Genomic DNA, 12218 nt, shown 5'->3' with positions numbered 1-12218 from the left:
CACCCATCCCGGAGGCACCGCCGCGGCGGGCCGCGCCGGTGCCTCCGGGATGGGTGGCATGGGCGGCATGCACCCCGGCGGCGCCAAGGGCCAGGGCGGCGGCGACGAGGAACGCACGTCGAAGTACCTGCTCGGCGACGACCCGAACGACATCTTCGGGACCGACGAGCTGACCGCACCGCCGGTCATCGGCGAGTAGCGCACCCGGGCCCGCCGGGCGCGTGCCAAGATGGGCGCGCCCGGCGTTTCCCGTGATCACCGGGTTCATCGAGTTCGATTTTCACTGTGTCCGATTCTCACTGGGGGCAAGAGCGGTGCTGGACAGGCAGGTCACCATCTCGGCCGGCACCCTGATCAACCTGATCCGGCGCCGGGGCGGCGAGCCGCACACGGTGCTGTCCGAGACGCCGACCTGGTACAGCGACGAGGCCCAGCGCGCCGAGGACGAGCAGACCAACGCCGAGCTCGCGAAGGCCGGTCTGTTCGGCCCGCGCGGGATGCACCCCGGGTTCGTCGCGACGATCGAAGCGATCGCCCGGCCGCAGCTGGAGTACTACGGCTGGATCGACGGCGGGTTCCAGGGCAAGGCGGTGAGCTACCGGCTGCTCGCGGGCAGCGCCGGCGGCGAGGCGTTCGTGCTGGCCAAGCACGAGGAGCTGGACGCCGTCGTGCTGGAGTCCTCGCGGCCCGGCGAACTGCTCGACGACTTCCTGGGCCAGATCCCGAAGCTGGCGCCGGGCCGCGGGACACCGCTCGCGGTGCCGAAGAGCCAGATCGAGGGGACCGCCCGCGGCGACGACGGCGGCGGGTTCGCGGTGCTCCGCAGCGACCGCCCGGCCGAGGGTTCCCAGGAGGTCGAGGAGCTCCGCCGGATCCTCGGGTTGCGCCGGATGGGCAGCGGCAGCCTCTACGTCGCGGCCCGCAGCCGCACCGGCGCGCGGCACCGGATCGAACGCCCGGTGAACTACATCGATACCTCGGAAGGCCGCTGGCTGACCGAGGAGATTCCGGGACGCGGCGAGAACCGGATCGCCTTCACCCCGGCCGACCAGCGCGTTCTCGCTGACCGGTTACGCAGCGCACAGGGCCGGCTCACTGCGGCCTGAGTGACGAGCCGTTCAGCCCACCGGGTTACCTGTCTACCCTCCGTGATTTTCATCCACAGGCCGCGCGGTTCAATGGGCTCGAGCTGGTCCACGACACGCCGAAGAACGGACTTCCCGCGACACGCCGGACGAGTTTTCGGCGAGTTCTCCACACCTTGTACACAGCTCCTGACCAGCGGATTCACCAAAGCCGATCACGCTTGTCCCCAACTTGTCCACAGCTCTCGCGGCACCTGTGATTGGTTACCCCCGTTCATCCACAGGTTGTCCACAGAAGGGTCCCCACCCTGAATTGCCATCGGCCTTCCGGGGGATCTAGCGTGCCCGCTCGGGCCTGTACTCACGGTGGCGCTCCGCGTGTCTGCGGCAGCCGGCCGACGTTGTCGCCGATCATCGGGGGACGAGGTCCGGGTGGCCGGGCGCACGAGCGGCGGCCACGTGCTTCGAGAGCGAAGATCCGGCATAATCGAACGGGTGTTCGACACAATGAGGAGGTGTCCGGGGCGGTGGCGCTGACCGACGACCGCAGTCCGATGTATGCGGAGGAAGACCCGGGTCCGAGCGACCCCGGCCCCGGCGGCTTCGACCGCCAGCCGCCGCAGGACATCCCGGCCGAGCAGTCCGTGCTCGGCGGCATGCTGCTGTCGAAGGACGCGGTCGCCGACGTCATCGAGGCGCTCGGCCCCGACGACTTCTACAAGCCGGCGCACCAGGCGATCTACGACTGCATCCTCGACCTCTACGGCCGCGGCGAGCCCGCCGACCCGATCACGGTGTCGGCCGAGCTGGAGCGGCGCGGGGAGCTGGGCCGCGTCGGCGGCGCGCCCTACCTGCACACGCTGATCGCGACGGTGCCGACAGCGGCGAACGCGGGCTACTACGCGGAGATCGTCTCGGAGAAGGCGGTGCTGCGCCGGCTCGTCGAGGCGGGCACCCGGATCGTGCAGTACGGCTACGGCGCGGCGGCGGGCGACGGCGCGAACATCGACGAGGTCGTCGACCGCGCGCAGGCCGCGATCTACGACGTCACCGAGCGGCGGACCAGCGAGGACTACGTCGCGCTGGAAGAGCTGCTGCAGCCGACGATGGACGAGATCGACGCGATCGCCTCGCGCGGCGGCCAGTCCCAGGGCATCCCGACCGGGTTCGCCGACTTCGACGAGCTGACCAACGGCCTGCACCCCGGGCAGATGATCATCGTCGCGGCCCGCCCCGGTGTCGGCAAGTCGACCCTCGGCCTGGACTTCGCGCGCTCGGCGTCGATCCGGCACGGCCTGACCAGCGTCATCTTCTCGCTGGAAATGAGCCGCACCGAGATCGTCATGCGCATGCTGTCGGCCGAGGCCAAGATCCGCCTCGCCGACATGCGCGGCGGCAAGATGTCGGACGACGACTGGACGCGGCTGGCCCGCCGGATGAGCGAGGTCTCCGAGGCGCCGCTGTTCGTCGACGACTCGCCGAACATGACGATGATGGAGATCCGCGCGAAGGCGCGCCGGCTGAAGCAGCGGCACGACCTCAAGCTCGTCGTCCTCGACTACCTCCAGCTGATGACGTCCGGCAAGCGCGTCGAGTCCCGGCAGCAGGAAGTCTCGGAGTTCTCCCGGCAGATGAAGCTGCTGGCGAAGGAGATCGAGGTCCCGGTGATCGCGATCAGCCAGCTGAACCGTGGTCCGGAACAGCGCACGGACAAGCGCCCGATGCTGTCCGACCTGCGTGAGTCCGGCTCACTGGAGCAGGACGCCGACCTCGTCATCCTGGTCAACCGCCCGGACGCCTGGGAGCGGGACGACCCGCGCGCGGGCGAGGCGGACCTGATCATCGCGAAGCACCGCGCCGGGCCGACGGCGACGATCACCGTCGCGCACCAGCTGCACTACAGCCGCTTCGTCGACCTCTCGCACGACTAGCCGAGAGCGCTGTACCCGCGGACGAAGGCCGTGAGGAGCCGGCCGAACGTCTCGCGGTCCTCCTCCGGCCAGTCCGCCATGACCTCCGCGAACACCCCGCGGCGGAAGGCGTGCAGCTCGTCGAGGTGCGCCTGGCCGGCCTCGGTCGGCACTAGCACCGCACGCCGTCCGTCGCGCTGGTCGGCTTCGCGGCGCAGCAGTCCCTGCTCGACCGCGCGCGCCACGAGCCGGCTGGCGCGCGGCTGGTCGACGCCCATCGCCGCGCTCAAGGCCGTCACCGTGCCGGGCTCCCCGCGCTCGGCGAGCTCTTCGACGACGTCGAGCAGCTCGAACACCGGGTCGTGCGCGCCACGGCCTCTCGCCTTGCCGATCCGGCTGAGGGCTCGCCGCTGCTGGCTGCGGCGGATCGCGATCATGGCGCGCTCGACGTCGGCCACCGCGTCCGTCATGGTTGCTCCACCTCCCAACTACATGTACTTTTACATGTAGTTGTCCATTGACATATCGGAGTCCTCATGAAACCCCTCGGCTGGTGGCTCCGCCACCTCCACGAGCTCCTCGAATCCTCCATGGCCCGGGTCCTCGACGTGGAGTCGCTGACCCGCCGACACTGGCAGGTACTCAACACGATCGCCCTCGGCGCCCGCACCCCGGAGCAGGTCGACACGGCGATGGCACCGTTCGTCGCCGGCGAGGGCTCGATGACCCCGAAGCTGGCCGACCTGCGCGCCCGCGGCTGGGTCGCCGAAGACGGCGCCTTGACCGCCGACGGTCGCGAAGCCCACGCCCGTGTCGAAGCGCGCATCAAGGAGTTCCGCGCGAAGGCCGTCGAGGGGATCGGCGAGGACGACTACCGCACCACACTGCGGACGTTGGAGCGGTGCGCCGCGAACCTCGAAGCCGGCTGAGGAATATCCCGGGCCGCGGCGGTGTCGGGTACTCTAGTAGTTGAACTTTCAATAACTGGAGCCGTCGATGACCCGCACCCCGGTCCTCTACCTCAGCCACGGAGCGCCGCCGCTCGCCGACGACACCACGTGGACCCGCCAGCTCGCCGCCTGGTCGGCCGACCTGCCGGAACCCCGCGCGATCCTGATCGTGTCGGCGCACTGGGAGGAGGCACCGCTGACCATCGGGGCGACCACGACCGTGCCGCTCGTGTACGACTTCTGGGGCTTCCCCGAGCGCTACTACCAGGTGAAGTACGCGGCTCCGGGCGCGCCGGAGCTGGCGGCCAAGGTCCGGAAGCTGCTCCACTCGACGGAGACGCCGGTGCACGACGCGCCGGAGCGCGGCCTCGACCACGGCGCCTACGTGCCGCTGGTCGAGATGTTCCCGGCCGCCGACATCCCGGTGCTGCAGGTCTCGATGCCTTCGCTCGACCCGCAGGAGCTGTTCGACCTCGGCCGCAAGCTCGCGCCGTTGCGCGACGAAGGCGTGCTGATCATCGGCAGCGGCTTCTTCACCCACAACCTCAGCGGCATGGCCCGCGCCACCGACGGGACACCGCCGGCGTGGTCGGCCGAGTTCGACCACTGGGGCGACGAGGTCCTGCGCGGCGGTGACGTCGACACGCTGCTCGACTTCCGGCACAAGGCGCCGGCGGCGGCGCTCGCGCACCCGCGGATCGAGCACTTCGCGCCGCTGTTCGTCTCCCTCGGCGCCACCTCGGACGAGAGCTCGGGCCGCACGGTGATCGACGGCTTCTGGCACGGCTTGGCGAAGCGTTCGCTCCAGTTCTCCTGATCCCCGAAGACGCGAACGAGCCCCAGGAGCCGAGTGGCTCCTGGGGCTCGTTGCCTCCAGGGAAGGAGCGCTTTTCGAGGTCCGCGATCGCGGGTGGGGACGCTCCGTGCGAGGTCACCCTCGCGGCGCGGTGGAACGTCCGCCCGCGACAGCGGGGTCTGTGGCCGGGCGGGTTCTGGCCGAACCCGCCCGGCTTCACCGCACTACTTGCGCTTGACCAGGCCCATCAGCTTCGCGAGGAAGCCGGTGGAGTCCAGACCCGACATCGCCGGAACCTGCGGGGTGCTGTCCAGCACCGGCAGCTTGGCGTTCACCGGCACGGCCGGGGCGACGGGCAGCGCCGTCGGCAGGGCGGCCGGGACCTCGAGCGGCAGCGCCGGAGCCGCGACGGGCAGGCCGGTGGCCGGCACGTCCGCACGCTCGGTGCCGTGGCCCGCGAGCGAGCCCAGCGACGACAGGCCGTTCACCGCGGGCAGCGCGGTGGGCAGCGCCGGCAGGGCCGGCTTCGGCAGCGCCGGAACGCCACCCAGGGCCGGCAGCGCCGGGGCCGCGACGGGCAGGCCCGCCGGCACGTCGGCACGCTCGGTGCCGTGGCCGCCGAGGGTGCCCAGCGACGCCAGGCCATTCACCGGCAGCGCCGAAGCGGTGGGCAGCGACGGCTTCGGCAGCGCCGGAGCCGGCAGGTGCCCCAGGCCGGAGGCGCCCGACAGCGGGCTGGTCACCGGCGGCACGTCGGCGCGCTGGGTGGCCAGCGGAGCCGCGACCGGCAGCGCGGGCAGGCCCTGGGTGGGCAGCCCGGTGGCCGGCACGTTGCTGGCGAGCCCGGTCACGGTGCCCAGCCCACTCATGGGCAGGCCCTGGGTGGGCAGGCCCTCGGTGGACAGGTTGCTGGTCTGCAGCGCACCGGTCAGCCCGTCGACCGACGGCAGCCCGCCGAGCAGGCCGGCGACCGGCAGCATGCCGGACAGCCCGTCCACCGACGGCAGGCCGCCCTGGGTGGGCAGGCCGCTGCGGAGCGCGGCCAGCGACGGCAGCTCGTCCGCCGCCAGCTCCGAACCCTCGACCGGGAACGCGATGGGGTCCGCGGCCTCGTCGTCGATGCTGGTCATGTCCGTCGCGTGCGCGGTGGCCACCCCGAGCAGCTCCAGCGGCACGCCGAAGATCTGCACCGGGAGCGCGAACGCGTGGTAGGCGTTGATGCCCGACAGCGCGGACTGGTCGCCCGCGGTGACAGCCTTGCCACCGTTGTTCGTGGTCAGCGTGTTGTCGCCGACGGCGTGGGCCACGCCGCCCACGGTCACCGCGTCGCCGAACAGCTGCGCGATCGCGGTCACCGGCAGGTCGAGGATGTTGCCCGAGATCGCGCCTTCGACACCGGAGGTGGTGTCGTCGCCCGAGTTCTCGACCTCGGTCATGTTGATGCCGGTGCCCTTGGCGACACCCGCCACGCTGGCGGCGTCACCGAAGACCTGCGCCACCGCCAGCGGGTCCACGCCGACGATGTTGCCGGCCACGCTGCCGCGGTCGCCACTGGTGGTGGCGTCGCCGCCCGCCTGGGACTCGACGTCGTTGGTGCCCTTGCCGGTGCCCAGCGCGGCGGCGGCGATCCCGTCGCCGAAGACCGAGCCGGCGCCCGCGATCGGGGCCTTCACGATGTTGCCGGTCAACGCACCGTCGCGACCGTCGGTCACGGCGTCGCCGCCCGCCATCGCGTCGGTGATGTTGTCGTTCTCACCGGTGCCGATGCCGCCGAGGGCGCCACCGACGCCCATCGCCTGCACGGGCAGCGCGACCGGGGCCTCGATGATGTTGCCCGCGCCGGCGCCCGCCGGGCCGTGGGCCTTGACGTCGCCGCCCGCGTTGGACGTCGTGTCGGTCGAGCCCTTGCCGTGGCCCTGGCCGATGAAGGCGCCACCGATGTTGGCGGCCTGCACCGGGGTCGACACCGGGACCGTGCCCAGGTTCGAGCTCAGGAAGCCACCGTCGTCCACGGTGCTGCCACCGCCGCCGCCGGAGACGACCTTGGTCTCGTCGGCCGCGCCGGAGCCCTGGCCGATGAACGAGCCACCGATGCCGAAGACCTCGGCGGGCAGGCCCACCGGCACCTGGACGACGTTGCCCGAGCCGGAGGAGTTGGCACCCTGGGTGCCGTCGTACGCCCCGGCGGTGACCGTCTTGTCCTCGGTCGCCGAACCGGTCGCGTTGCCGATGTGGCTGCCGCCGATACCGAAGACCTCGGGCGCGCCCGCGGCCTGGGTGTTGACGATGTTGCCGCCGAGGACGGCGCCGTTGCCCTTGGTGTAGCTGCCGTTGCCGGCGTTGGCGTCGGTCGTGTTGTCGTGCGCGGCGTCCGCCTGGCCGATGTACGTGCCACCGATGCCGAAGGCCTCGACCGGCAGCGCGATCGACGGGTTGAGGACGTTGCCCGACCCGCTCGAGTTGTCACCGGTGGTCTTGACGAAGCCACCCGAGTCGACAGTGCTGGAGGAACTGCCGGCGCAGGGGATGCCCGTCGAGGCGTTGCCGATCCACGAGCCCGCGACACCCGCGACGTTCGCGATCGGGGACAGCGAGGCAGCCCCGCCGTTGCCCGACAGGAACGAGTCGTCGCCGCTGGTCTCGAGGTAGGTCGGGATGCCCAGGCTGCCCTTGCGGGTGGCCCCGGCCGTGGCGTCGGCGGAGGTGTCGCAGCCGTCGGAGTTCGACAGCGAGCCCCACACCGCACCGGAGTTGCAGTTGAACTTGACCGGCAGGGCGATCGGCGCGCCGACCACGTTGCCCGACCCGGAGGCCTGGTCGCCGGAGCTCAGCAGCGAGCCGCCGGAGGTGGCGACCGTGTCGGCCGAGTAGCCGTGGCTCTGCCCGTTGCCGAGCAGGAAGGACGCGGCGTTGCCGGTCACCTGCACCGGGGTGGCGAACTGGCCCGCCACCACGTTGCCGGAGAGCGCGGAGCCGTCGCCGTCGGTGTCGACGTCCCCGGTCTCGGTGGTGCTCTGGCTGGCCGACCCACCGGTCACGCGGCCGGTGCCGCCGGCGACCCCGCCGCCGTTGCCGGCGATCTGGACGGGGAGCGCCCAGTCGAGGGCGACGGCGTTGCCCGCGAGGCTGGAGTCCTGGCCCGTCGTCTTGACGTCCTGGTCGTGCGTCCAGGTCTGCGAGTGGTCGCCGCCCTGGACGTTCGCGTCGCCGATCACGCCGATCGCGTTGTCGACGATCTGGATCGGGACGACGAGGTCACCCGTGACCTTGTTGCCCTTGAGGTTGTTGTGGCCCGGGGTGAACTTGCCCGCGCCGTCGGCCTTGGTGGCCCCGCCGAGGGTGCTCTCGCTGATCGGGCTCGCGTCGTCGAACTGCTTCGCAGCCTCGTTCGCGGCCTTGGTGACCGGCTTGGTGCTCAGCTCCGTCTGCCCGGCGGGCAGGTCCAGCTGGCCGAAGGGGGTGCCGACCGCGTTGTTGGACTCCTGGATCGGAGCCGTCACGTTCAGGTCGAGCGGTGAGGCAGGGGTGTCAGGGTTGACGTTCTCGTCAGCCGAGGCGATGCCGGTGCCCAGCATCAGCAACCCACCCGTGACAAATGCGGTCTGGAGTCCGCGCTTTGCCCACGTCTGCATGGGGTTTTTCTCCTTTATTTCGGGTTCCCTTGCGGGTTCATGGGTGTGCGCTCGTCGAAAAAGGGGATGGCGTCCGAGCGCACGGAGGGGGTGGAACTGGGGCGGGCGCGAAAAAGCGCACCGCCGTGTCACGGGTGTTGCGCGGACGCGAAGCCGTCAGGGAACGACGGGCGTGGACGCGTCAGCGACCCGTGAAGGGAGGTGTTCAGTCAGGAGTGACGCCGGGCTGTTCGCCCGGGGTGCGCAGCGAGTGGCGCAGGCCGGCGCGGCTCATCGCCGCGACGGCGGAGTCGACGGCTTCGGTCGTCCAGAAGGGGACGCCGAAGTTGAACCCGTCGAGGTGTCCACCGGGGGCAGTGCTGCCACCCGGGGCGGTGGGGACGGCCGGCGCGATCGGAAGCTGCGCCGGAGTCAGCGGCGACGGCAGATCACGGTGCCCGTCGCGGGAGTGACCCGCGGCACCGGTGCCGTCCTGCTGCCACCCCGCCGTCGTCGCGAGCGCGGCTCGCAGTGCGGCGGGAAGTTCCACGGTCGAGACGGCGGGCGTACCCGCCACCTGGCCGGCACCGGAGGTCACCGGCTCCCCCTCGACCGGGGCGACGCCCGGGAGGCCGGGGAGCGGGACCAGGTCGCCGTGGCCGGCCGGGTCGAGCAGCTGCCACACCTGGCGGCCGAAGTCGGCGGACGGCGCGGGGGCGATGGTCTCCTCGATGACCTGGCGGGTGTCCTCCGGCTTGCGCGCGATGTGCTCGAACGCGCCGAGGGTGCGCTGGGCCGGGCTCAGCACCGCGTCGTCAGCGAGGTCGGTGACCGAATCGCCGACGTTCTCGGAGACCTCACGCTGCAGGGTGCCCGCGTCGGTGCGGCCGCACGGGCGCGGGGCCTGCGGCTCGCTCCACGTCGTCGCGTCCTGGTGGCAGGCGGCGTCGGCGACCGAGCCGGCGACCTCGCCCGCGAAGTGACCGGCGCCGCGGTTCGCGTCGCCGATCCCGGCCGCGGTGGCGTCGGTGACCGGGGTGACGGAGGCGGTGCCGACCTCGACGGTGTCCGCGGAAGCGGCGGCACCGGAGACCAGCCACGCGGCGGCAGTACCCGCCACCGCGCCGCCGAGCACGAGCAGCGCACGCGACACGAGACGGCCGGCGCGCTTGACGCCCTGCCCCTCGTTCGCCGCGGTGTTCGCCACTCGTCGTCTCCTCGTGCTTCGTTCGTGATCCGGTCGTTGCGGAAGCGACCTAATCAAACCGGCGCCGCGCCGCGCACCCTCGACACGACTTGATGCCCCCATCGTGTGAAAGACACACGGTGTAGCCCGATTTGACGGTCGGTGATCATGCCTGGCCGTCACGCGTGTCGGACGCGGCCGCGGGAAAGCGGCCGAATCGGGCGGTCCAGCCGCTACGGTGAGCCGGTGACCCACGCGCGACGCGAAGACCAGTTCCTGCCGGAGCACGAGGACGTCACCGGGCTGATCCCCCGGGGCCTGCGGATCAGCGCGGCACTCGCGTGGCGGTTCATCGTGGTGGTCGCGGCGCTCTACGCGGTGGTGTGGGCGGTCGGCTACCTGTCCGTCGTCGTCATCCCGCTGGGCATCGCCCTGCTGGTTTCGGCGTTGCTCGCGCCGGCGGTGCAGAAGCTGGTGGCGGTCCGGTTCCCGCGCGGGCTGGCGACGGCGGTCGTGCTGATCGCCGGGCTCGCCGTGCTGGGCGGGCTGCTGACGTTCGTCGTCACCCAGTTCTCCTCCGGCCTGCCCCAGCTGCAGAAACAGCTCAACGAAAGCCTCAACCAGATCAAGGACTGGCTGATCAACGGCCCGGCGCACCTGCGCCAGGAGCAGATCCAGGAGTTCATCAACCAGGTCTTCGGGTTCCTGCAGAACAACCAGGCCTGGCTCACCGACACCGCGTTGACCACGGCGAGCACGGTCGGCGAGATCGTCACCGGCTTCCTGCTCACGCTGTTCATCACCATCTTCTTCCTCAGCGGCGGCGACGGGATCTGGACGTTCCTGGTGCACGGCGTGCCCGCCCGGGTCCGCAACCGGGTGGACGTCGCCGGGCGCCGCGGGTTCGCGTCGCTGGTCAGCTACGTGCGGGCGACGGCGGCCGTCGCGGTCGTCGACGCCGTGGGCATCGGCATCGGGCTGTGGATCGTGGGCGTGCCGCTGGTGATCCCGCTGGCCACGCTGGTGTTCCTCGGCGCGTTCATCCCGATCATCGGCGCGGTGATCACCGGCGGCGTCGCGGTGCTGATCGCCCTGGTGACGAACGGGTTCATCGGCGCGGTGATCGTGCTGGCCATCGTGATCGGCGTGATGCAGCTGGAAAGCCACGTGCTGCAGCCGCTGCTGCTCGGCCGCGCGGTCAAGCTGCACCCGCTCGCCGTCGTCCTGGCCATCACCGGCGGCCTCGTCGTGGGCGGGATCGCCGGCGCGCTGATGGCGGTGCCGATCCTGGCCGTGCTCAACGCGGGCATCCGGTCGCTGCTCCACGAGACCGACCCGGATCCGGCCGAGGTGAACGTCCTCAAGGACCAGGCCGCGCAGCCGAACGACGCCGAGCCGGGGACGCCGGGTGCCACGGTGCCGACGCGTGGCGAAGACGACGAGAAGTGACCGTCCGGCGGACACCCGACCCCGTCACGCCCATGTGGCGGGGTGTGCTCGCCTTCCGCTTCCTCACCTGGGCGTTCGCCTGCGGCACGGTGATCGTCCAGAGCGGTCTGTACCGGCGTGAGTGGCTGGCGTGGACGATCCTCGGCGTGATGGCCGTGTGGTCGGTGGTGAGCGGCTTCCTCTACCTGCGCGAGCGGACGCGGCCGCCGGCGCTGGTCGTCTTCGACCTCGTGTTCACCACCGGGCTGCTGCTGAGCTCGCCGTGGGTGCTCAGCGACGCGCAGTTCGCGCTCAACGTCCCGCTCATCACCACGGTGTGGGCGGCCGTGCCGCCGGTCGCCGCGGGCGCCCGGTTCGGCGCGGCCGGCGGGGTGCTGGCCGGGCTGGTCGTCGGCGTGGCCACCGCGCTGGCGCGGGAGAAGTTCGACCTCGACGTCGCCCGTGACGGCGTCCTGCTCGCCGCCGCCGGCCTGCTGGTCGGCATGGCTTCGACGATGGCCCGCCGGTCGGCGGCGCGGCTGGAGCAGGCGCTGCGGAAGGAAGCGGCGACGGCCGAGCGGGAGCGGCTGGCGCGGTCGATCCACGACAGCGTGCTGCAGGTGCTCGCCCGGGTCCGCAAGCGCGGCAACGAGGTCGGCGGCGAAGCGGCGGAGCTGGCCCGGCTGGCCGGCGAGCAGGAGATCGCGCTGCGGTCGCTGGTGACGACCGAGCCGGTGCAGCTGAACGACAGCGGCACGATGAGCCTGCGCGCCGCGCTGCAGGTGCTCGCGACGTCGTCGGTGCAGGTCGCGGCCCCGGCGGACGACGTCGAGCTGCCGGCGCACGTCACCGCCGAACTGGTCGCCGTCACCCGCGAGGCCCTGGCGAACGTGGAGAAGCACGCGGGCCCGGACGCGCACGCCTGGGTGCTGCTGGAGGACCTCGGCGACGAGGTCGTGGTGAGCATCCGCGACGACGGACCGGGCATACCGGACGGCGTTCTGGAACAAGCCGCCGCGGACGGGCACCTCGGCGTGGTGGAATCCATCCGGGGGCGGGTCCGCGATCTCGGGGGGAGCGCGACCCTCGACACCGGGCCCGGCCGGGGCACGGAGTGGGAGGTCAGGGTGCCGAGCACGAGGGGTGCGAGATGAGCGACGAACCGCGGATCTCCGTGATGGTGGTCGACGACCACCCGATCTGGCGCGACGGGGTGGCCCGCGACCTGACCGAACACGGCTTCGACGTCCGG

9 protein-coding genes and 2 pseudogenes are annotated in these 12218 nt (G+C 71.8%); 8 read left to right on the top strand and 3 right to left on the bottom strand.

What is annotated here, in order from left to right; genetic code table 11:
* The 3 genes and pseudogenes from CCN39_RS04640 to dnaB all read left to right on the top strand — a co-directional run.
* Positions 1-199: pseudogene (locus tag CCN39_RS04640) on the top strand (hypothetical protein); the annotation flags it as partial.
* A gap of 115 nt (positions 200-314) precedes the next feature.
* Positions 315-1106, top strand: a complete 792-nt coding sequence (locus CCN39_RS04635; protein ID WP_086838680.1) for an ESX secretion-associated protein EspG — start codon at positions 315-317, stop codon at positions 1104-1106.
* A 506-nt stretch (positions 1107-1612) separates the two neighbouring features.
* Entirely contained in the window at positions 1613-3016 is a 1404-nt protein-coding gene (gene dnaB / locus CCN39_RS04630) for a replicative DNA helicase (protein ID WP_086838679.1), read from the top strand.
* On the opposite strand, the gene CCN39_RS04625 is transcribed toward dnaB, so the two are convergent.
* The gene (locus CCN39_RS04625) at positions 3013-3465 is read right to left on the bottom strand and encodes a MarR family winged helix-turn-helix transcriptional regulator (RefSeq protein ID WP_086838677.1); all 453 of its coding nucleotides are present in this window, start codon (positions 3463-3465) and stop codon (positions 3013-3015) included. The two genes, dnaB and CCN39_RS04625, sit on opposite strands and share 4 nt — an antisense overlap.
* Positions 3466-3531: 66 nt before the next feature.
* Here CCN39_RS04625 and CCN39_RS04620 point away from each other — a divergent pair, with 66 nt between their 5' ends.
* Both CCN39_RS04620 and CCN39_RS04615 read left to right on the top strand, forming a co-directional pair.
* Positions 3532-3924: a MarR family winged helix-turn-helix transcriptional regulator gene (locus CCN39_RS04620; protein ID WP_086838675.1), complete on the top strand. Its 393-nt coding sequence runs from the start codon at positions 3532-3534 to the stop codon at positions 3922-3924.
* A 67-nt stretch (positions 3925-3991) separates the two neighbouring features.
* Entirely contained in the window at positions 3992-4762 is a 771-nt protein-coding gene (locus CCN39_RS04615) for a dioxygenase family protein (protein ID WP_086838673.1), read from the top strand.
* A gap of 203 nt (positions 4763-4965) precedes the next feature.
* On the opposite strand, the gene CCN39_RS04610 is transcribed toward CCN39_RS04615, so the two are convergent.
* Together CCN39_RS04610 and CCN39_RS04605 are read right to left on the bottom strand one after the other, a co-directional pair.
* Positions 4966-8373, bottom strand: coding sequence for a PE-PGRS family protein (locus tag CCN39_RS04610; protein WP_244210618.1), 3408 nt, complete (start codon positions 8371-8373; stop codon positions 4966-4968).
* A gap of 205 nt (positions 8374-8578) precedes the next feature.
* Positions 8579-9559 (bottom strand): hypothetical protein, encoded by a 981-nt coding sequence (locus tag CCN39_RS04605; protein ID WP_086838670.1) that lies wholly within the window; start codon positions 9557-9559, stop codon positions 8579-8581.
* Between the two features lie 225 nt (positions 9560-9784).
* Here CCN39_RS04605 and CCN39_RS04600 point away from each other — a divergent pair, with 225 nt between their 5' ends.
* From CCN39_RS04600 to CCN39_RS51560, 3 genes and pseudogenes are all read left to right on the top strand, one after another.
* Positions 9785-10987 (top strand): AI-2E family transporter, encoded by a 1203-nt coding sequence (locus CCN39_RS04600; protein WP_086838668.1) that lies wholly within the window; start codon positions 9785-9787, stop codon positions 10985-10987.
* A gap of 32 nt (positions 10988-11019) precedes the next feature.
* Positions 11020-12120: a MacS family sensor histidine kinase gene (gene macS / locus CCN39_RS04595; protein WP_244210617.1), complete on the top strand. Its 1101-nt coding sequence runs from the start codon at positions 11020-11022 to the stop codon at positions 12118-12120.
* Positions 12117-12218, top strand: a pseudogene (locus tag CCN39_RS51560) (DNA-binding response regulator); the annotation flags it as partial. The gene macS and the pseudogene CCN39_RS51560, both read left to right, overlap by 4 nt.

The sequence above is a fragment of the Amycolatopsis kentuckyensis genome (assembly GCF_002155975.1).
GTDB lineage: Bacteria > Actinomycetota > Actinomycetes > Mycobacteriales > Pseudonocardiaceae > Amycolatopsis > Amycolatopsis kentuckyensis.
This window is presented reverse-complemented; position numbering and strand designations above follow the sequence as displayed.